This is a genomic window from Pseudomonas sp. B21-009 (assembly GCF_024749345.1).
Classification (GTDB): domain Bacteria; phylum Pseudomonadota; class Gammaproteobacteria; order Pseudomonadales; family Pseudomonadaceae; genus Aquipseudomonas.
Genome location: NZ_CP087199.1, coordinates 4,984,402 through 5,004,290, shown reverse-complemented (window position 1 = coordinate 5,004,290; position 19,889 = coordinate 4,984,402). Strand labels below are relative to the sequence as shown.

At 55.6% G+C, this 19,889-nt stretch carries 16 protein-coding genes; 8 read left to right on the top strand and 8 right to left on the bottom strand.

Annotation, left to right across the window (positions count from 1 at the left end; all coding sequences use genetic code 11):
- Positions 1-332: 332 nt before the first annotated feature.
- The 4 genes from LOY34_RS23035 to LOY34_RS23020 all read left to right on the top strand — a co-directional run bounded on the left by LOY34_RS23035 (position 333) and on the right by LOY34_RS23020 (position 4,761).
- Positions 333-662 carry a hypothetical protein gene (locus tag LOY34_RS23035; protein ID WP_258664053.1) on the top strand — a complete coding sequence of 110 codons (330 nt, stop codon included), beginning with the start codon at positions 333-335 and terminating at the stop codon, positions 660-662.
- Positions 613-897, top strand: coding sequence for a DUF3077 domain-containing protein (locus LOY34_RS23030; protein ID WP_100782495.1), 285 nt, complete (start codon positions 613-615; stop codon positions 895-897). Before LOY34_RS23035 ends, LOY34_RS23030 begins: the two co-directional genes overlap by 50 nt.
- Positions 894-3,794, top strand: coding sequence for a DUF927 domain-containing protein (locus tag LOY34_RS23025; protein WP_258664052.1), 2,901 nt, complete (start codon positions 894-896; stop codon positions 3,792-3,794). The genes LOY34_RS23030 and LOY34_RS23025 overlap by 4 nt, the downstream gene beginning before the upstream one ends.
- Positions 3,795-3,882: 88 nt before the next feature.
- Positions 3,883-4,761 (top strand): hypothetical protein, encoded by an 879-nt coding sequence (locus LOY34_RS23020; protein WP_258664051.1) that lies wholly within the window; start codon positions 3,883-3,885, stop codon positions 4,759-4,761.
- A gap of 142 nt (positions 4,762-4,903) precedes the next feature.
- Here LOY34_RS23020 and LOY34_RS23015 read toward each other — a convergent pair whose 3' ends face one another.
- On the bottom strand, positions 4,904-11,386 hold the full coding sequence (locus LOY34_RS23015) for an NACHT domain-containing protein (RefSeq protein ID WP_258664050.1): 6,483 nt from the start codon (positions 11,384-11,386) through the stop codon (positions 4,904-4,906).
- A 674-nt stretch (positions 11,387-12,060) separates the two neighbouring features.
- A complete protein-coding gene (locus tag LOY34_RS23010) occupies positions 12,061-13,143 on the bottom strand; it encodes a Shedu immune nuclease family protein (RefSeq protein ID WP_258664049.1) in 1,083 nt (360 codons plus the stop codon).
- 334 nt (positions 13,144-13,477) lie between these two features.
- Between LOY34_RS23010 and LOY34_RS23005 the strand changes: the two genes are divergently transcribed.
- Complete coding sequence (locus LOY34_RS23005; protein ID WP_258664048.1) at positions 13,478-14,008, top strand: hypothetical protein; 531 nt, start codon at positions 13,478-13,480, stop codon at positions 14,006-14,008.
- Between the two features lie 66 nt (positions 14,009-14,074).
- Here LOY34_RS23005 and LOY34_RS23000 read toward each other — a convergent pair whose 3' ends face one another.
- From LOY34_RS23000 to LOY34_RS22990, 3 genes are all read right to left on the bottom strand, one after another.
- Positions 14,075-14,443 carry a YcgJ family protein gene (locus LOY34_RS23000; RefSeq protein WP_230090897.1) on the bottom strand — a complete coding sequence of 123 codons (369 nt, stop codon included), beginning with the start codon at positions 14,441-14,443 and terminating at the stop codon, positions 14,075-14,077.
- Between the two features lie 63 nt (positions 14,444-14,506).
- Positions 14,507-14,809, bottom strand: a complete 303-nt coding sequence (locus tag LOY34_RS22995) for a DUF3077 domain-containing protein (RefSeq protein ID WP_195885019.1) — start codon at positions 14,807-14,809, stop codon at positions 14,507-14,509.
- Positions 14,810-14,874: 65 nt separating this feature from the next.
- Positions 14,875-15,102 carry a hypothetical protein gene (locus LOY34_RS22990; protein ID WP_045197124.1) on the bottom strand — a complete coding sequence of 76 codons (228 nt, stop codon included), beginning with the start codon at positions 15,100-15,102 and terminating at the stop codon, positions 14,875-14,877.
- A gap of 465 nt (positions 15,103-15,567) precedes the next feature.
- On the opposite strand from LOY34_RS22990, the gene LOY34_RS22985 reads away from it, so the two are divergent.
- On the top strand, positions 15,568-16,170 hold the full coding sequence (locus LOY34_RS22985) for a hypothetical protein (protein ID WP_045197126.1): 603 nt from the start codon (positions 15,568-15,570) through the stop codon (positions 16,168-16,170).
- Here the strand turns inward: LOY34_RS22985 and LOY34_RS22980 are convergent.
- The gene (locus LOY34_RS22980; protein ID WP_195885018.1) at positions 16,167-17,042 is read right to left on the bottom strand and encodes an EamA family transporter; all 876 of its coding nucleotides are present in this window, start codon (positions 17,040-17,042) and stop codon (positions 16,167-16,169) included. The two genes, LOY34_RS22985 and LOY34_RS22980, sit on opposite strands and share 4 nt — an antisense overlap.
- Positions 17,043-17,136: 94 nt before the next feature.
- Here LOY34_RS22980 and LOY34_RS22975 point away from each other — a divergent pair, with 94 nt between their 5' ends.
- Both LOY34_RS22975 and LOY34_RS22970 read left to right on the top strand, forming a co-directional pair.
- Positions 17,137-17,913: a helix-turn-helix domain-containing protein gene (locus LOY34_RS22975; protein WP_195885017.1), complete on the top strand. Its 777-nt coding sequence runs from the start codon at positions 17,137-17,139 to the stop codon at positions 17,911-17,913.
- A gap of 3 nt (positions 17,914-17,916) precedes the next feature.
- Positions 17,917-18,264, top strand: coding sequence for a nucleotidyltransferase family protein (locus LOY34_RS22970; protein WP_195885016.1), 348 nt, complete (start codon positions 17,917-17,919; stop codon positions 18,262-18,264).
- A 394-nt stretch (positions 18,265-18,658) separates the two neighbouring features.
- On the opposite strand, the gene LOY34_RS22965 is transcribed toward LOY34_RS22970, so the two are convergent.
- Positions 18,659-19,372, bottom strand: a complete 714-nt coding sequence (locus tag LOY34_RS22965; RefSeq protein WP_258664047.1) for a DUF4225 domain-containing protein — start codon at positions 19,370-19,372, stop codon at positions 18,659-18,661.
- Positions 19,360-19,854, bottom strand: a complete 495-nt coding sequence (locus tag LOY34_RS22960; RefSeq protein ID WP_195885015.1) for an Hcp family type VI secretion system effector — start codon at positions 19,852-19,854, stop codon at positions 19,360-19,362. Before LOY34_RS22960 ends, LOY34_RS22965 begins: the two co-directional genes overlap by 13 nt.
- Positions 19,855-19,889 lie beyond the last annotated feature (35 nt).

Sequence of the window (19,889 nt, the reverse complement as noted above, 5' to 3'; positions counted from 1 at the left end):
AGACCACAACTGTTGGCGTTTTTTTACGTCCACAGTTTCGTGTTATGGCGGCTGTGTGTGGGCAGGCTTCGGCCTGGCCGGGTGCCTACTATCCCGGTATTCCTACCCTGCACACAGCTGCCACCCAATCCCGTAGGAAGGACGGTGGCGGCTCCAGTCAAAGTAGGAGCAATGCCCATGCACGCCCTCAATACGTCCAAAATTCGCGCCGCTGCTCACCGAGCAATGGCTCTCGCCGCTTTACACGCCGACTCCAGCCTTCGTACCCGCCTCGCTCGTTACAACGACCACATTGCAAAAGCTCGGGCACTGGAAAGTACTGGGGGTGCCAAATGAGCACCGCACTCTATTTCGCCCTCCCCGAAGACCTACTCAGCGTTAACCGGGAAGCTCCGGCTGGCATCCCCATCGACGCCATTACCTGCGCCGTCGAACGTGCCAATGCTGTTCTGCTTTTGCTCGAGGACCAGTTCGAGGCAGAACAAGGCCAACGGCTGGCCAACCGAATCATCCTCGGCGCCTTGTGGGATGTTCGTGGGACTCTGGAGCTGATCCGCACGCTGGCGCTGCACGCCGACGACACTACCCGCGTGACTGTAGAAGGGGGGGCCAATGAACGCATCCCTTTTGATCGACACCGTCGGTGCGGCGACCTTCGCTAAATGCAACTCGGAGAATCAACCACTGTTCCGAGTGAACGCCGGAGTCTCTTGCGAGGAAGCTTTGGAGCAGGCATCGCTACTCATGGATTGCATCAACAAGCTGACTTTGATGGGCGGCATGGATGACAACAATGGGGCGCTGGTATGGGCTGCTCACTACTTGGGTGAACAGGTCAAAGCCGTCATTGATGATGTGGCCGACGGGCTCCAGCGTGCCCAGGCAGGTGACGTATGAGCACTACTAAAACCTATGTTCGGCGTCCTACCTTTGCTCAGGTCAAAATTGCCACACTGCAAAACATCGACTCAGTTTTGACTCATTGGCTGCCCAACGGAAAACGTGTTGATGGCGGAAAGGAATACACCGCCCCCAATCCTACCCGCAATGACAAGCATGCAGGCTCACTGAAAGTTAGCCTGAGTAAAGGCACGTGGGCGGACTTCGCCACCGGCGACAAGGGCGGCGACCTGATTGACCTGGTGCGGTACCTCGAAGGCGGCACCGACGTCGATGCTTGCCAGAAGCTCGCAGACTTTCTGCGCATTGATCCCAGCGCAGCCATCCTGTCTAGCGCCGCGAAAAAGCCAGCGGCTGCTGAATGGCAGGCCGTGCTGCCAATTCCCACTGAGGCGATGACGAAGTGCCCTAGTAAGCATCGACAACATGGTGCTCCGTCCAAGGTATGGTGCTACCGCAACGGGCACGGGGAGCCCTTGATGGTGCTCTACCGCTTCGATGTGGCCGGTGCCGAAGGAGAGCCCAGTAAGAAGGTCTTCGCACCGCTGACCTGGTGCACGCGTGGCGAGCACGGGGCGGCTCAATGGCGCTGGCAGGGGCTCTCTGAGCCTCGCCCCTTGCTGCGCCTGGATGAGTTGAATAGACGACCTGAGGCACCGGTAGTGCTGTGCGAGGGCGAAAAGGCCGCCGATGCTGCGGTGGCACTTCTGCCCGGGCATATCGCTTCCTGCTGGCCGAATGGTTCCAACTCTTGGCACAAGGCGGACTTCTCGCCGCTGCAGGGGCGTGGGGTGCTGCTGTGGCCGGACAACGATGATAGTGGTTCGAAATGCATGCAGGCCGTGGCGGCAAAGCTGGCTGAGATCGGTTGCATGGTGCGGACCATCGACCTCACTGTTTTCAAGCGCAAGCCAGTACTTAAAGGTAGCACTCCCAGCTTCGCCAAAGGCGGACGTTGGGGCGATGGTGATGACGCGGCCGATGCACTGGACAGGGGGTGGACTGCCGAGCACTTGGCATTGCTAGCTCAGAGCGGCGAACTATTCGGCGTTGTGGACCAGCGTGCTCCTTCAAGTACCCAACCAGCCGATTCGAAGCCCAATAATCCGGCCAAGGGGAAGGCTCGCCCCAACCGTGACCTGCTTCCGGCAGGTTTTCGCCTCACCGAGGACGGCGTGTTTTATGCCACCGAGGATGGTGATGCACGTCCCGTGTGTTCTCCCTTGGAAATCCTCGCTCGGACCCGTGATGAGAAGGGGCATAACTGGGGCCTGCTCGTTGAGTTCGATGACCCCGACGGCGAAAAGAAGCGATGGAACATTCCGGCACGTACCATGACCGGTGACTTTGGCAAAGACGTATTGGGGCCCTTAGTCGATATGGGGCTGAGGCTGGCCGGTTCACGGTCCGGACGGCATGCCCGCAACGACCTGCAGAGCTACCTGCAGGGATTCGACAGTTCACAGCGGGCACGTCTAGTAACCCGCTTGGGTTGGCACAACAACGCCTTCCTGTTGCCTGATCGCCAGATCGGCCAGCACGGCGAACATCTGCACTTTTATGACGCTGGCGCCCAACTCCCCCCGATCAATGAGGCGGGCACCCTGGAGCAGTGGCAGAGTCAGATTGGCGCGCTGTGTGTCGGTAACCATCGCCTGGCATTCGTGGTCAGCACGGCCTTTGCGGGCCCTTTGCTTCACCTGTTAGGCCATGAGTCAGGTGGCTTCCACCTGTACGGCGACAGCTCCGGCGGCAAGACCACTCACCTACAGGTTGCCGCCTCGGTGTATGGCGGGCCTCGTCTGGTGCGCTCCTGGCGATCGACCGACAACGCGCTGGAGTCGATTGCAGCAGCGCATTCCGATGGCCTGTTGATCCTGGACGAAATCGGCATGTGTGATGCCCGCATCATCGGCGAGACGGTTTACATGCTCGGCAACGGCACCGGCAAGGCCAGGGCCAATGATCGAGGCCAAGCAGGCCGTTCCGTACAGGAGTGGCGGCTGCTGTTTTTATCTACCGGAGAGAAGACCCTTGCCCAGCACATGGCGGAGGCCAATAAGGAACTCAAGGCTGGCATGGAGGTGCGCATGCTCGCAGTGCCAGCGAATGCCAGCAAAGGGCTTGGCATGTTCGACACGCTGTGCGGCTTCGAGGATGCCGCGGCGCTTTCGGATGCGTTGAAACTACGGGTGAGCAAATTCTACGGTACGCCTCTCACCGCCTTTCTGGAGGCATTGTGCGCCCCCGGCAAGCTTCCCGGTTGGGTGGGCATCTTGCGCCGTACCGTGGAGCAATTCATTGCTCAGAACCTGCCGGCTTCGGCGAGCGGGCAGGTGCAGCGTGCGGCATTGCGTTTCGGTTTGGCTGGTGCAGCGGGCGAGCTGGCCACCGCTCTAGGCGTAACAGGCTGGTCCGATGGCGCTGCGATCATGGCGGCACGCGTTTGTCTGCATGCGTGGCTAGCTGAGCGCGGCGGTGCCGGAAACATGGAGGGCGAAGCCATCATGGCGCGGCTGCGACAAGTCATTGAACGTTTCGGCGAAAGCCGGTTCACCCGGTGGGAATCCACTGCTGCGAAGATTGATGAACACGGCCCCCGAACGATCGACCGTTTGGGTTTCCGCAAGACCATGGAGCACGGCATGGGCGACACCATGCACACGACGATCACCTACTACGTACTCCCTGAGGCATGGCGCTCGGAGGTGTTCCGTGGAATGAACATTACCGCCGTCAATCGGGAGCTGGTGGAGCGAGGCGTTCTGCAGGTTGGCAAGGATGGGAAAGCGTCCAGCACTGTGCGCCTGCCCGGTATGGGCATGCAGCGATGCTATGTAGTGCTGAGTGAGCCAAACACCGACGCCTCGCTGGCTGAGGCCGTGGCCGCCTGACGGCAGCCTACGCAGAAGAGGCAAGTGTCGGCGCGTCCGGCCTCGCCAGCCGCTCAATTCAAACTTCAATTTTGTGGACGACAGAAAAATGAAAAGCCTTGAAAATCTGAATGCCGACCGTAGCAAACACGAAGCAGAAATCTGCGAGTTAGAAGGGAAAATCGCTCAATGGGAAGAGCATCTGAATGACACCAGCTTCGCTGCAACTCCAGCCGGTAATGATCTTGAGATTAACCTGCGAGAGGCGGAATCGAAGGTGGGGCGTATCGAACACAAGATCTCGCTCATCGATCAGGACATCGCATGGATCGATCGCAAAACCAACGGCGCCGAGCTGATGTCAGGGTACAAAGCCACCATGGAGAACTGGTCGCTCGACAAGGCCGACTTAGAGGGCAAGCGCAAGGTGCTCAGTGCCCGACTAGCGGAAACGAGGAGACAAACAGAGAAAGTGATCACGGGCGCCCGTCAGGCCGAGGAGGAGGCCGCACGTGCCTACGCTCAAGCAGTTGCCTGGAGCGACGTAGAGGGGGAGAAAAAAGCTGCCGATGATGCACAGAAAGCGGCGAAGACTTTGGGTGCAGCTTTGGAGCATCAGCGTCGGCAAGGGTTGATCGTCACTGCCTTGGAGCATGAAGTCGATATCATCGATAACCACATTGAAGAAGCTGCTCAAGAATTTCTCAAGGCTGAGAAATCAGCAGTCCTATTGGCTCTTGAGCGACTGGAAGAACAGTGGGATGCGTCTGTGAAGCAGCTCCTGGACGTTGGGGCAAAGCTGTATGCAGCGAAGCGCTACATGGGACGCGAGCAGATGGCATTTCATCGTTTCCACGTGAGCAGTCAAGTGGAAAGCTACACCCACTGGGACGAACGGAACTTAGCTGACATGAGTTACAAGTATGACCCAACTCAGATTATCGATATCCAGCTCCTTAATTCCGATCAGATCAACGAAGCAGCTTGACTAAACGTCGAACGCATCACGTTATCATCAGTGATGCGTTCGGCGTCAATGAGTAACGGCGGCCAGCGACCGACACGGTTAGCTTCTGCCGCTCGCCATCGGTGACCTCAGTTCTAACCAAGTGTGTTGACTCGCAGCTACACTAACTCTCCTCATCGAATTCGCTAGACCGACCTGGGTGGTAGGCAACTGTCAGCGATTCAGTTACCTCTACCACAGCCACGGTGTGCCTTGATCGCGAGGAGCGATTGCCGAATCCAGGCTCATACTGACGAAGTACTATCAGGATGAGCAGGTTCGCACTATTCGCAGTCAGGTATCGCTGGAGCAAGTCCGTCCGACAACGTAGCTGTGTTCCACTGGACCGGTGTTCTTTGTAACGGTCTGCTTGCTGACTCCAAGTCTCGGAATGCACCAGAACAGCGCCGGACGGATCAACCCACCGGCGCCCATAGGGGCCTTCCGCGGTGATTTGTGCGAAAGCATTTACGTGGCTAGCAAGTTTCAACCGCGAAGCCGCTGAGCCTACGCCCAGCGTATCGGATGCATCGAGTCCCTCAGCAGCATTGACATCTACAACCCAAGGTATGAAGGGTGAATGTGAGCGAGCAGCGTCAGGATCGGTATCCTCATACTCGTCCAACCGAGGTATATAGGCTTGGAACGGTTCCTCGTTGGTAAGGTCGGCGGCGATCCGCGTGCTTTCCTTGGCCGAAACCAAAGCAGACCGGATATGGACGTCGATGCCATCGATCGACTTCCATTCGCCATCAACCACTAACCATTCGCCTAGATCGTCGTTGATGCCCAGTAGTGATTGCAGCGTGCTCGATGCTCCGGTTAGGCCAACTTTAGCCCCGGACACTTCTCGTAGATTGATGCGGGTAGCCAGAGGTCGACGATCTGTGGCATCGGCTAACCAGAGCCCGTCCTTACGAGTCAACACTCGCCGGCTCAACCATTCCTCCCACGGGTCAACATCGTCATAGGGCCCCTGAACCACCGGGAGTTTGGAGAGAAATTCACCGGCTACCGCATGCAAGGCATGCCAACACAACTGCTCACCATAACTATGGTGGTCAGAGGAGAATCCACGAAGCCTCCCACGACGGTATACAGCCCGCCCGCGTTGATCCGACATATGCGTGATTTCAGCATCGTGCTGTCTCACCCATTGATTCATGGCATTTTCTGTGTACCGATGCGCCTGGCCGAATACCTCACCCAGCTGGGTGACATCGTACTTGCCAAAGTCATAATCAAGATGCAGTGACTTCAGAGGCTTCGCCGTGCCCTCCGGTCGCCCTTTGTAGAATGAGCCGCCGAGATGCCTGCTCAACTTTTTAATTGGATAGGGCGAGAGATTGACACGTTCAAGCTCGTTCAATTTTTTTTGCTCAAACGTGAGATGGCCATGGCAATTACATGTGAGCAGTGCTTGCGCCGAGAAGTGTTTGAAAAGCACGTGAGGCTCTTTCGCATCCAGAGCGACTCGCTCCAAAAGGGGATGGTATTTGCTCACCGCTACCGGCTGATCCAAGGCAATTCGCGCTAACGCGATCAGGAGCCAAAGCTTTGCATGGAGATGGAAGAAAGGTAATTCCGGAGCTTGGAAGCACGCCGCATCCGTTGCGTCAAACCTCATCACAACCTTGTCCAGAATATCCGTGTGACCAAGCCGCATCGCAACCCTAAGGGCGTGAGCGGCCATCCACCGTCTTTCTGCCTGAGGTGAACCAAGTGCGAACCAAATGAGACCGGCGGCCACCTCCGCTTGATCACCGGTAGGGTAAAGAGTGGATTGCCATGGGCCGTCCACAACTGACAATGCCAATTTTGCTGCCCCGGTATTCAATAATCGATGGATGGCCGCTTGACCAACTCCATCTACGGCCGACTCATTGACGGTGGTCGCTAGGTTCAACCACACGGATGCCGGTACATCGAAATTGGGACGGGAAAACTCCTTGATCAACTCCAGTATGAGCACGTGACGGTCCATGCCTGAGACCGCCGAAAGCTCATCGATGTCCGAGGTGTTCAGACGACCAAATGATACGAACTCATCCGCACACTGCCGGATAATGATCGCGGCGCAGTCATAAAGTGCGCTGGCAAGAGCATTGGATGCTTGCGACCAGGAGGTTTTGCACGCGCTCAGAATACGAAGCTTTTCATGGAGCGTTAGTTGTTCCTGACGAGCAATCGTGGTGACGTACTGTGACCACTTACCATATGAGATTTTCGCTTGAATTTGCTCGAAAAAGTCGCGTTGTGCACTCCATCCCCAGCTATTCAGCTGCTGCAGTTTTTCTAGTGCATCAGCGAGAGAAAGTTCGTCCACAGGGTCTGTTTTGAGGACAAGTGACGCAAGCAACGCGTCGGTAGCAACCCGCTCTTGATGGCGTCGTTCGACATCGGTAGAAACAGGGGAGCCTCTCCAGTTGTTCAGGTCGTTGTATTCGCGCGTAGAGACTTCAATCCGGTCAGCCAGTGAGGTGAGGTATTCGTGCTCACCGGAAATCGCACCGAAGGCGGAGCTTGCTAGGCCTGCTAAGGCGCGTGGTACAGCGGCGCTAAACCCGTGAGGGTTGTTTTGTTGATACTGAGTGATCAACTCCTGTGTGAGATCCTCCAACCGCCTCGGCTGCCGATGTACTAAGGTCTCAATTAGTTGCTCTGTACCGCACACAAAGAGCTCTGCCGGACTAGCAGTGCGAAGGATCGCCAGTGCAGCAGTCGCATCGATCTTCCCCCAGTGGATCAGCGCCCGGAGATATGGGAGGAGGGTGTAATCAAGTGTGACCCTGCCACGATCTTCCCATCGCGCAAGCTTGGCCAGTCCCTTCAACCCCGAGACTGTGGCCATCGCCATGCCATACATGCCCCAATTGAACTTGTTTTCCTCATCCCCGAGATTCAATTCGCAAATGTTAGAAAGCGTATGACTGTCCTCCTCGGAAAGCTCCTCCCCATGCAGAGAGGCTGCAAATTGCATCAACTCATTCACGAACTGATAGTCGCCAGAACCGACGGCATCCATCTGCTCCAAACCCCGGTGAAAGTAGACAGCTGCCTCCCGCTGGCTGGCTGGCGAGACCGCTCGTGCTAGATCAGCGAACAACGTCGCCCGCTGATTGACCTCATCTTCTTGTTCGATTGCCAATCTGGCGGCGTTGGCTGTTGCCCCCGCCAGAACATGAAACTCAGGCCTGACGGCCAGTACGCCCACGATACTGATCAGATGCGAAATATCGGATATTCCCCGGACTTTTACTGCATCCAGGTAGTTGACAACTTCAGCGTGCTCTAGTGAAGGGGCTGCTTCGAACGTCAGCGTAAGGAGCCGGTCGGCCACCAGTAGCCGCTGTCGCTGCGCATCAGTGCCACCGGATTGGTAGTCGTTGCAGCCGAGTAATTCCGGCCAGATTTCGAGTAGCGGGGTCAAGCGACGTCCATTTTCAAGCTGGTTACTGAAACAGGCGGCAAATGCACGAGAAATGGTTAACCAGTGATCCAGCTGGTGCGCTAGGAACCGCGTGGCGTTGCTTTTCGTGTCGGCTGTGATGGCCTTCTTATGGCTATCGTTGGCGTGCGTCTCGTTAACCTGTTTCTGAAGCTCAGCCTTCAGAACTGTCATGAGCTCCCCCCATTGGAGTTGGGTGGGAATTTCCACGATGAGATCAGCCAGTTCTTGAGGAAGCAGTTGTCGCTCAAGGAGGTCTATATCATCGGAGACGCAGAGCAGCGCCTGCTTAGCCAGAAATGAATAGACTTCTCCAGACCAGTAGTCGCTCATGTATACGTACAGCGACGGAGCGGGTATTGGTGTGGCGGCCAAGATTTGGCTGGCCTCTGTTTTCATTCCCTGCACAAGGGCTACTGAAGCCGCTCGTAACAGCCCACGAATGATCCGCGGTTGTTTATAGCCAAAGTCTTTCTCTCCCACCCGCACCTGTTCGGTCTTTTCGCAAACTTCCGCAAGTCTGCGGATTAGGGCTTGTTGCAGGGACGAATCCCCTTCAACAAAGGGAATCAGCGCTGCTAGAGTTCCAGCTCCCAACAGATCAGATTTCACGAAAGCGTCGACCGCACAGCTTTGGATACTCCCCATATCAGCGCCCAGGCGCAACAGAGGCACTAGCGTTTCGGCCACCTCAAAGGCATACCAATCCATCCATATCGCAAGGTCGCCAGCCGCACGCTCAATCTCCCCTTTGATCAGATAACAGAAAGGCACGGCAGCCATGTCTAGGGCGGTCGGGTCCGCTCTGTCGTGCTGTAGCTGACGTTCGCGGCGGTCTTGTTCAAGCCAGTGGGTCCTCCACTCTCTAACCCGGTGGGCGTGGTGATAGGCGTCTGCCAAATCTCCGCCAAGACCATAAGCGATTGTCAACCGCGCGTGACGAGTACCAGGCCAGTGCGTGCGTAACTCAAAAAGGCGCCGGATTGAGTCAGCATCCCCAGAAAATACGGCGAGGTCAGGGTTGTCGAGGATGTAATCCGTTCCACGCTGATCCACAGCGGCCAGCGTCGACAACTCCACTAGTAGTGGGACCAGGCGGTTTGCCTCATCCTTCTCCGCCGCGTAGGCCACTGCCGCCCGCAGACGTGCGTGCCGAATAGCTTGGCGACTCACAGGGCTTTTGATGGCGGTCGGGGTCCTCTCGTCAAACGCGAGGTCAAACAATCGCTCGCCGTCCTCCAGTTGTTGTAATAAATCGGGCAACGTGGTCGCGGCATAAATCGACGTAGCCTGCATGCCTAAGAGGTTATTCGCGAGACTGCGTAAGGTGTCCTTGTTGGCGCAATATTGGTCTCGGATGAGGGTCTCTGTCGGCTCATCCCGGAACATCAGTCCATGCTTGGTGTGTTCTAACAGCGGGGAGAGGTCTGCCGCGAAACTGGCAATAGCTCCCTCTTCCAGCCCGCTTGCCTCAGCAAACTCCCGCACAGGGACTGGCGGTGGCAGGGACGCCAGTCCGGTCAAAAACGTATTGATGTCAAGATCACGGTAGCCCTGCTTGCGCGCTTGTTTGAGCGCGGACTCGATTCGTTTGCGCAGCAGCTCATCCAACTGGATGACATTATCCCGCTCGGATGACGCCAGAAGTACGGGAGCATCCGCGACCAGGTGTTCCAGGACACGAGCGTTCCCTCGCGATCGAGACTGAGCCACTTGAATATTGGCCTCACTTTGCTCGATCAGCCGGGTTCTCAGGAACTCACGGGTCTCATCAATCGTGAAGGGCTGTAACTCGAATTGTTCACATGTAGCGTCACCCGTCGCAACGGCACGTCGATGAGTGCGCGTGCTTACCACCAACTGCACACCAGGAATCGGATCACCCTGAGTTAAGCTAGCGAGCAGAAGCGCAGGAAAGGAGGTCTCACCGCGATCTCTGGCTTGTTCGCCGGCATTATCGATCGCGTCGAGCAACAGTATGAGTTGCCGGTCAGGTTCGAAGCGGCGAACCGTTTCTGCGGCTTGATTCATCCGAAGGCGAAACACCCGTATCAGATCATCGCTGTTATCCGTACCCGGTAGAAGTGGGTCACAAAAGCCTCGACACGCTAGTTCATTGACGATATGAACCAAACCTTTTCGCGGGAGATGCCGCGCATCGCCTGGTGCGCGGTACTGGCCCATGCCATAGCAATCGAAGAGAACAATCTCATGAGTTTCAGCAAGCCGACCAGCTATCGAATTCAGGAAGACCGTCTTGCCGATACCGCCGTCCGCATGAATGGCCAGCGGGACATTAAGTTGCGGAATCTTCGCGACGACATCTGATAGCTGGCTGCGCTCTAAAACGGCGCCGACATCTGGAAAACTTGCGGGGCAGGGCATGAGGTCATGCTCATCTTGCAATTCTAAGGCTGTCAGAATGTCCGCGCGTGAAATGACGTTGCGCCGTTGATTGGCAAGGTTCGCTTTATCTCGCGCCAGCTCCCTAATGGAGTTGAGTCGAACCCTGGCCTGAGGGTCACGTGCAGCGGCCCAGTCTGCGAGGATCACTGCCAACCGGTGCTTGCTCTCCCGCAGATCTCCTCGAAGCCCTGTGAAACGCAATCGGCTGACAAACTCCACCAAATCCTTGCCCTTGAGTTTGCAAGCAGCCTTGACTTGGTCTGCCTGTTGTTTCGCTGTGCCCGTCAAGGCCGTTCCGGCAATAATCCCAGCAACCGCGTCGTCCAGCTCTCCGAGAATCGGACGGTTTGTTACCAGCTCAAAACGAAGCTTGTCTCGCGCTTGAGCAGTGCCGTACTTGGTCTTGTGTGACCGGTAGGTCTTGGCGAATTTATCGATGGTTTTCTTTGCATCTGCGGCACGAAACGCCTTGTCTTCCGAGGCTTTCGAGTACTTAACTTGTACCACGACGATCTTGTGCGCCTGCTCGAACGAGGCGGCATTCCCATAATACAGAACGGCATCGGCAATTTCGTTTCCTGCGTCCTCTGCACCCGTTTGATCGATGGGAGAAAAGCCTTCGATCGCAACCCCAATAAATTTGTCTCTGGGCAGCAGAAGGCCCAGACATTTACGTGCGACCCACGCCTCGTGGAATTCGTGACCATCCCTGGACGCTCGAACACTGTCCATTTTTTCACGCGTTTTAGTCATTGCGATCGATGCGCTCCCTGCTGGCCTTTCTGAGTTTCGATGACCGATCATGACATTTTCTACTCACGCGGCCTATCCGAAGACCTTGTCAGGTCTGGCCTAAGAGGGAACTAGATCGGATAGTCAAAAAGACTTGAAGTAATTACGAAAGTAAGTTCGTGCACAGAATGGCTGTGTAACACCGACACACCTCACAATGCCTTGTTACACAGGCGGGCCAGTAACTGATTCTATTAAAAGTCCTTGTAGATCATGATTTTAGACATGATGAAACACGAGAAACACGAGAAACACTGGAAACCCTCCCTAAGCTCTCCAGTGTCACTACCCCCGCCCAGCATCTACCGTCACCTCCAGCGAGAATCGGGCTTTGACGGCGTCGTGCTGGCTATGTTGCGGTGGTGCCGGGGACCCTGAGCAAAACGAAGCGATACGGGGCTGGAAACCCGCGGGACTCTGTTAGCAGCAGGGGTCCCAGCTTAGTGAACAGGTGAATTGGGTGAACACACCCGTCTGGGTGGTAAGCCTACTTAATCATTCGCCTGGCTACTGACCCTTCTCCTCAAGTGGAAGGAAGCTTCGTCAACTATCGACCGACCAGCAGCTAAAAGGGCGGCGCAGGTTTCCGAGGCACAGGATCCCCATCACTTTTCGCATGGCTTCGAGTTCTGTGTTCAGGATCGCTCAAGCCTGCGTAGCCACGTGTCCCAAGACTCTACTCGGATAGGTGGCGTGAAGTTTCTTTCAAAATCATGTCTTTTGGCACTTTCTGCTCGGTCATCTACAGTCCTACCGCCGATAAGAACTGTTCGAATATTGATATCTTTTTGAGGGTCTACTCCAAGCTTGTGGCACGGCCCCAAAAAGGCATTGTGAATTTGTTCGCCTCGCTCAACACGCTCTCTGATCGAGTGCACATGAAGCCTGAAAGGTTCCATTTCTCGATAAATTTTGCCTATTCGGCCCTGTATCTGACTGGCGGCTTGATTTATTTTGTGATTGAACGCCTTGTAGTGGTCGGCGTTTAACAGGTTGAAGTCGGCGCCCTTAACCTCGATCAGGATTACATCCATACGCGATCGCCCAGTGAAAACTACAAAATCTACCAGTCCATCTCCAAGAGGAAACTCGGAGAAGCATAGATATTCGTCATCTGGTTTGGCGTAGACCTCTCCAAAGATGGATAGATCTTGTTTGAGCAATCTTTGAATTTCCCGTTCACTTGCTCTTCCACTGATAAGCGTCTCAATTTCTGATTTCGAAATCATGGTGTCTGCGATTTCGAGTCGACGTTTAATAATCGATGGGTGTGGTTGCCAAGGAGAATCGACAAAGGGGTCGCGAGAAAATCGCAGTTGGTCTGCTCGGAATACGATTCGACTGTTCGATAAGCTTCTTTCATCCAGCTCTTCTGATGCCCCTCCGATCAGCGATATCACCTCGCTTCTGGAGGCTGTCCGCCATTGTGTCCCTTGACGCGAGCCGACTGTGACGATTTCAAAATTGTCTAGGAGAGGGTCCTTCCGTTCTGTGTGGTCAATGTAGATGGCCGATCCGATGATAATTCCCAGCTCGTGGAGAGATTTAATGATGTGTTCGACGGCGTTTGTCACCGACATACCATCATTTTTTTCATCTAGGTCGGTCAGCAACACAACGGTGTGGACTGATGTTACGAAGGTTCGTACCCGGCACAGGCCTCGGTCGAATCTGGAGCTTCCCTGGGGGTAGTCATGCACCATATCGATGACTTTCATAACGCGTCCTTAAAAATCTGAATTTACCAATCTCTTTGGCGTAAGTGGATTTCGATTTAGGGATACGTTTAGGGATACGCTAGAGGTTTTTTGAGCGGGTTTTCTTTGTTTTATAGGGGCTACAGGTGCCATATTCGATTCCTGTCTCCGCACCAGATATCTGATTTCTAGCTGTCTGAGGCCTCTACGAAATACTCAACAAATCCTGCCTTGTGCGGGCTTTGTTGTTTCTGGTTTTTTCTGATGTCTTGTTGTCTCTCTGCTGGTCCAGGGATTGAGTATGGATGTTCAGGTGGTACCATAGATAAGTATTACGGATAATGGAATTCATGGAGTGTCCAGTGTGAAAAAATGGAGGTTAGTATTAATCGGTACAGTTTCGCTGTTCCTCGCAGCCTGCGAGAAAGCACCCTCTTATGAGTTCGAGGGCACATACTTCATAACTGAAGGTGAAAACTGCACGATTCCGGCAAGTGCGGAAGACAACAAGAATTATTTTTTAGAAATAACCAAGCAGGTACACAACGGAAGCGTGTCGTACTCCGCCAAGCTCCCATCAGTTGCAAAAGCCGAAATGCCCATTACTAGCGTGAAAAACGCCTCGCCCACTAAAGACAATGAACTCACGTTCAGCTTTACTCACGCCAAGGTACCCGGCGTCATGCCAGGGAGCTCAAAGATGAGCTTCGAAATTTCTGCAGTTCCTAATAAGAACAAAGAAAACCATCTCTGGCTAACTAAACAAAAGGCCATCATGGTTCGGGACGAGAAAGTAACCGAGTACGATGTTCTTGATAATTTGAGAAGATTTTTCGAACTCGGGAAGGCAGGGGCTTGCTTGAGAAAGGGGACAGCGACGAGCTGAGTACAACAGGGCGGCGGTGTTGGCGAGGATAACCAGACGCGTTCAACCTCGCCCGCCACCTTTCGGTCATTCGCCAAACAGCGCCTTGGTGTATTTTTTGGAGACGGCTCCGGATCGCTCTCCGTTCGCGCCGTAGTAGCGATCTTCGCGACATAACCGCTCTTTCACGTCGCAGAATATCCCGTTGGCGAAGGTGAATTCGGTCAGGTCGACGTCACTCGATGTGAATACGTCGGTCGTCGCTGCCTTCTTGCCTAGGTACTTTTCCGTTAGCTCGCGGGAGATGCCTTTGTCGTTGGCGCACACGTAACGGTCGCAGAGCACGCCCGACTCTGGCGTTTTCAGTGCGGTTCGCTGTTTGGCCTGTGCGGGCATCACGCCCACGGCCAGCAGCAGCGCCAAAGAGAACAGTAGAGGTGATTTATTCATACTCATTGGACTTCGTTCAGTGGGTTTCAGATTTACGCAAGCCACGGCGCAGCAGGTTAGCAGACCATGTTAAGGCAAAGAGGTTTCTGCGAGACCAGGCGATTCATTTGCCGTCGCCAAATCCTCGATCAATGCCTTCGCCATCCCACTGAGAAAATGAGCCGCACAAGTCATCGCTTCATCTTCTTCAATCATCACGTGATGAGTCAGCTTGCTCACGCAGCCCATCAACAAAGCTGCCTGTTCCAGCACAAATTCCACACTGTGCCCTGGCTCAACCCGAAACAGTCGTTCGGTGGTCTTCCCGCCCGGGCCTTCGCCGAAGGTGCCGACGCCTATCGTTTTCAGAACTGAAGCACGATCTTCGCTCATCCATACCTCCCAAAGCAGGCAGCCAGCATTGCCGAAGCAACACTGGCGCTCTTCTGAAATTGACCTCAGTGCTTCAACTGAACCTTGCTCAAAGCCACTTCAATCAAGCTTCGGGCGTGTTCAATCTCATGCATGGTCGCCAAGGTGAGTACCTGCTCAGGCGGCCTGGGATGGAGCAGCACTGTCTGCTGAGCAATCGTCAGCGCGCGGACCAAGTATCCGGACGTCTGGACGAGAAGGTCTTCAAGGGATTGGTTGGGATGATGCGGTGGGTCGGGGACGATTTTGAGCATGCGAACCTCTAGAGTCATCGAGGCTGCTACAGACCTGCTGTCAAACAAGTAGGTGGCAGCGGTACGCGGGTTGACAGACCGAGGACTCTAGAAACTCGGCGCACACGAGGTGCCCCACGTACTGCCGCCATAAAGCGTGCACGTGTTCTAGAGATCTGGAGGCCTGTCAAAGCCTGTCGTTAAAGGTCAACGACCGGTCGAGACTAGAGTGAGGCCAATGCCATCGCAATGGTTTACGCGCGGCAAAAGTATGATTGGGAAATGGACTACATGGAATCAGGAAATTCTGAAGATTTCCGCCGTTAAAGTACCGTTCTCGCGACTATTCGTTACAAATCCACGCGCCACGCTGGTGACCCTGCCATCACCCACGCCATCATAGGAGGTCACCGCAACCTGGCCTGTCCAGGCGCTGCGTTTTATACGAAGGGCAACGAAAGCCCTCTTTTTCTGCTGGGGCGATGGATGAAACAAGGGCGAGTGTGGGCGCTGATGTTGATGGTTGCGGTCTTGTCGGGCTGCGCCACGGCGCCGCCGAGGGATCAGAACAATCTGTGCAATATCTACCGCCAGTACCCGGACTGGTACGAAGATTCGCTGAAGATGCAGCAGCAGTTCGGCACGCCGCAACATGTGGCGATGGCGATCATGAAGCAGGAAAGCAGCTTCGTCTCCGATGCGCTGCCGCCCCGCGACTACTTGCTGTGGGTAATTCCGTGGGGGCGGGTGAGTTCGGCCTATGGTTATGCACAGGCCCAGGACCCGGTCTGGGGTGAGTACAAATCCGGCACCGGCAATGGCGGTTCGCGCGATAACTTCGATGACGCGGTGATGTTCATCGGCTGGTACACCGCCGGTACCCAGCGCCAGTTGGGGATTTCCAAGTGGGATACCTACAACCAGTACCTGGCCTATCATGAAGGGCGTGGGGGTTTTAGTCGTGGGACCTATCGCAGCAAGCCGTGGCTGATGCAGGTGGCGCGCAAGGTAGAGGCGCAGTCGCGGGTCTATGGCGCCCAGCTCAAGGCCTGTCGCCAGGAGCTGGAGGATGATCGCGGTTGGTTTTAGACCGTTCGGCGCAGCAGCGGGCGGGTCTTGATCAGCCCCGCCGCAAGGGCCGCCAGAATCAGGGCAATGGCGATGCCTTCGTTGCGCTCGATGTGGTGGCCGAGCATGAGGATGGAGCCGGCGATGCCGAATATCGGGATCAGCAACGACAGCGGCGCAACGGTTGAAACCGGGTATTCGCGCAGCAACAGGTTCCAGCCCCAGTAGCAGAAGTGCGTCGCCGCGTAGACCTGGAACACCAGCGAAAGCAGGGCGATGCCCTCAAGGTGGCTGGCCAGGGCGGTGAACGGCGCGCTGCCCTGGCTGAGCCAGGTGAGCAGCAGCAAGGGGATCGGCGGAAATAGGCTGGCCCACACCACAAAGGCAAACATCTCACGCACTTTCGAGCGTTTGATGATGACGTTGCCAACGCTCCAGCTGAAGGCGCTGACCAGCAATACGCTGTAGCCCGCGGTCGTCGCCTGGCCGGGGCTGCTGGCGATAATGCAGATCAAACCCAGGGCGGCGAGTAGCACGCCAACGCACTGGCCAAGGCTCATGCCTTCGCGAAACAGCAGCACGCCCCAGCCCAAGGTGAAGAAAGCACTGAACTGGATCAGCAGGGCAGCGGTGCCGGGTGGCACGCCCAGGCTGATGCCTAAGTTGATCAGCGCCCACATTGCCACGCCGAAGATCAAACCATAGGCGGCCAGCCAGCCCAGGGCCACGGGCGGGCGTTTGATGAACAACACCCAGGGCAGGGCGGCGAGGCTGAAGCGCAGGGCGGTAAGCAACAGCGGGTCGATCTCGGCCAGGGCCAGTTTGCTGATGGGGAAGTTCAGGCCCCAGACGGCTGTCACCAGCACGGCGAGCAGCAGGTGTTTTGGTTGCATGGTGTTGTTATCCACAGGCGGGCAGAGCCCAACTATGCGCAATGTAAGTTTGGCCCGCTTGCGCTATCGGGTCGCAGGCCGTTAGATTCGGGCCATGATTGAAATTGACCCGTCTGAACACATTCCCCGCGATGCGGTGGTGACCGCCGTTGATTATGCCGATGGCCATCACTTCGCCTTGCATACCCATCTGCGCGGGCAGTTCGCCTACGCGGCCTGTGGGGTGATCACTGTGTTCACGCGCGAGGGCAACTGGGTGGTGCCACCGCAACGGGCCATCTGGGTGCCGGCGCAGGTGCCCCATGAGATGGTCATGAGCGGGCCGGTGACCATGCTCAACACCTATATCAGCAACGAGGCGGCGGCACGTTTGGCGCTGCCGGGGTTGTGTCAGGTGTTCGATGTGTCGGCGTTTTTGCGCCAGTTGCTGATTCAGGCAGCAGACGTGCCGGCGCTGTATGCGCAAGAACAGCGCGACGGTCATTTGATGGCCTTGCTGCTGCACGAAATCGCCAGCATGGCGCCGCTGTCGCTGAATGCGCCGCTGCCGGATGATCCGCGCCTGGCCCAGGCGTGCCAGCGGCTGTTGCAGCAACCCTCGCTTGAGGTGAGCATCGATGACATGGCCCGGCAGGTGGGCCGGAGCCGGCGAACGTTTACCCGGCTGTTTCGTCAGCAAACCGGTATCAGCTATGTTGAATGGCGCCAGCAGGCATGCCTGTTGGCAGCGGTGGTGCGCCTGGGCAATGGCGAGCCGATCACCCGGGTGGCGGTGGACCTGGGCTATAGCAGCCCGAGTGCGTTCACCAGTGTGTTTCGCAAGGTGCTGGGAGCGGCGCCGAGTCGGTATTTCAGCAAGGAAGCGCTATGAATCATGGCGCGCATGCACAGCCGCAACGGCCATGCGCCCTACTGTTCATCCGCCGAAGCGATGTCCTTCTGGTGTGAAACGGCTACCGCTATTGCGGTTCGACGCACTGCTGAGGATATGTGTGAAGTGTCGGCGCCTTTGGGGCTTGATGACTTATTCGCGCTGCTGCTCAGGCCGAGTCGGCGCTTTGTGGTGGATAAGCGGCAGGTTTATGAGGAGCGGATTGCGGGTAAGGCGTGGTTGAGTAAGTGGCCACGGTATAGGAGGGCGCATGAACTACCATTAAAGCCATCGCTCCCCAATAGACGGCGCCAAATAGCATGTTGTAAGCAAGGCAAATATAAAATTTAGAATAATTAAGATTGGGCCCGGGAAAGTGTCTTTTTAACTGCCGAGTAATGAGTGGCCCGACGCTGGCGATAGAGAAGAATATTAGCATGGTCATTTTTCGCTGAGCTCGTACTCGGGAATTATAACTTTCGTGGATAAGCCAATCCGTGAAATAGGACTAATAGCATCGAAAGCCAGCCTATCAGGGGGTGGTCATCAAGCCGGTAGGTTCTACCATCAAAGTAAACAAATTGCTCATGGTTGATTAGGTGTAGGTAGCAGGCGCTAAAATACACATTGCAGGTTATGCAAATCAGGGTTTTTACCCATCCCAAGTCAGGGCCTGAGAAGAGTTTTTTTAATAACAGTGCTAGGGTAATGCCAAGCGTCGCAAATCCAAGAAAAGCGATAATTATCATTTTTTGAGTTCTTTATAGATCTGCTCGCTGGTACTTAAATCGGTCGCGATCTCAGTAGTTAGTGATAAACCTCCCAGTCTTTTGAATCCGCGCTCATAGTCTGATTTCAAGTATCGAAACAATCGCCAGCTGTCTTTTTTTAGAACGTACCGGCTAAGGCCATATACGGAAAGACCTAAATCAACACTACCATAAGCTATATTGCCCTCCCGGCTCTGATGGCCCAGCATTTTTGCTGCATGCTGGTACCCTTTTCTGACCGGCCCCTGCGTATCGTTTCTGCTCAATAATAAGTTTTGACTGTTTTCATAAATGTTGTTCGCTCCATGGGCCATAAGCGGTACGCCAAATAGTACGCACAGGGTTCCCACCGAGGCGTAGCAAATGCCTCCCCCTGCGGCTACTTGAGCCGTACCCGCTGCCAGGCCCAACCCTTTGTTGAAAATTTCGCCCGACTGGCTAAGCAAACTCCGCTGCTCTTCCTGGATTTCTCTAAGCCCTTCCTCAGGGCTCAAGCGTCGCTGCTCGACATCATCGACCACGCGCTTGGCGTAGTACGCCAGCTCGCGGTTGAATTGCATGCGTACACCATCATCCTGAAGATGTCGGGCACTGATCGAGCAGGCGTAGCTGGTCAGGCGTGCGGCGGCGCTACTGATTTCCCATAGATCGTGTGAGCGCAGTTCAGGTTTTTTCTTCATTCGCTCCATTGCTTGTCCCCCCAAAAGGCGTGACCGCTGGTGCCTGCCAGGTGATGAGTCCAGAAAATGTCGCTATAGCGGATGGCAAGGTGTTCCTGGGCATCCATGTCGTGCTGGAGAACCGCGTGGGGTACATCGATTCTCAAATCGACGACCATCCCGCCCCTGAGCTCTATGGTGTAGTACTTCTCATGGTGGCCGCTGGAAGAGATTCGAAAGAAGTTGATCAGGCACTTCAGCTCCTCTCGATTGGCCAGCGCCTGAGCCAGTAACGGTGATGCCTTGTCTATGTTTTTGCTGATGACAATCGGGCGGTGGGTGGCGTTCTGGGTGTTGCCGAGGTTGGAAAGGTTATGACTGTACGCCAGCACCATGATCTCGTCGCAATGCCCGGACTGGTACTTGTTGCCCATTGAATCTGCGGTGGAGCAGCCAGCCGAGATCAGCCCTTGCTGCCTGCCGGTGATGGTCATGTATCCATGATTGGCCATAAGCGTTACTCCCTGTAGTCAGAGAGCGCAGCCTA

Coding starts and splice junctions, on each gene's coding strand:
- LOY34_RS23035 (WP_258664053.1), top strand. CDS start 333: ATGAGCACCGCACTCTATTTCGCCCTCCCCGAAGACCTACTCAGCGTT.
- LOY34_RS23030 (WP_100782495.1), top strand. CDS start 613: ATGAACGCATCCCTTTTGATCGACACCGTCGGTGCGGCGACCTTCGCT.
- LOY34_RS23025 (WP_258664052.1), top strand. CDS start 894: ATGAGCACTACTAAAACCTATGTTCGGCGTCCTACCTTTGCTCAGGTC.
- LOY34_RS23020 (WP_258664051.1), top strand. CDS start 3,883: ATGAAAAGCCTTGAAAATCTGAATGCCGACCGTAGCAAACACGAAGCA.
- LOY34_RS23015 (WP_258664050.1), bottom strand. CDS start 11,386: ATGACTAAAACGCGTGAAAAAATGGACAGTGTTCGAGCGTCCAGGGAT.
- LOY34_RS23010 (WP_258664049.1), bottom strand. CDS start 13,143: ATGAAAGTCATCGATATGGTGCATGACTACCCCCAGGGAAGCTCCAGA.
- LOY34_RS23000 (WP_230090897.1), bottom strand. CDS start 14,443: ATGAGTATGAATAAATCACCTCTACTGTTCTCTTTGGCGCTGCTGCTG.
- LOY34_RS22995 (WP_195885019.1), bottom strand. CDS start 14,809: ATGAGCGAAGATCGTGCTTCAGTTCTGAAAACGATAGGCGTCGGCACC.
- LOY34_RS22990 (WP_045197124.1), bottom strand. CDS start 15,102: ATGCTCAAAATCGTCCCCGACCCACCGCATCATCCCAACCAATCCCTT.
- LOY34_RS22985 (WP_045197126.1), top strand. CDS start 15,568: ATGAAACAAGGGCGAGTGTGGGCGCTGATGTTGATGGTTGCGGTCTTG.
- LOY34_RS22980 (WP_195885018.1), bottom strand. CDS start 17,042: ATGCAACCAAAACACCTGCTGCTCGCCGTGCTGGTGACAGCCGTCTGG.
- LOY34_RS22975 (WP_195885017.1), top strand. CDS start 17,137: ATGATTGAAATTGACCCGTCTGAACACATTCCCCGCGATGCGGTGGTG.
- LOY34_RS22970 (WP_195885016.1), top strand. CDS start 17,917: ATGGCGCGCATGCACAGCCGCAACGGCCATGCGCCCTACTGTTCATCC.
- LOY34_RS22965 (WP_258664047.1), bottom strand. CDS start 19,372: ATGGAGCGAATGAAGAAAAAACCTGAACTGCGCTCACACGATCTATGG.
- LOY34_RS22960 (WP_195885015.1), bottom strand. CDS start 19,854: ATGGCCAATCATGGATACATGACCATCACCGGCAGGCAGCAAGGGCTG.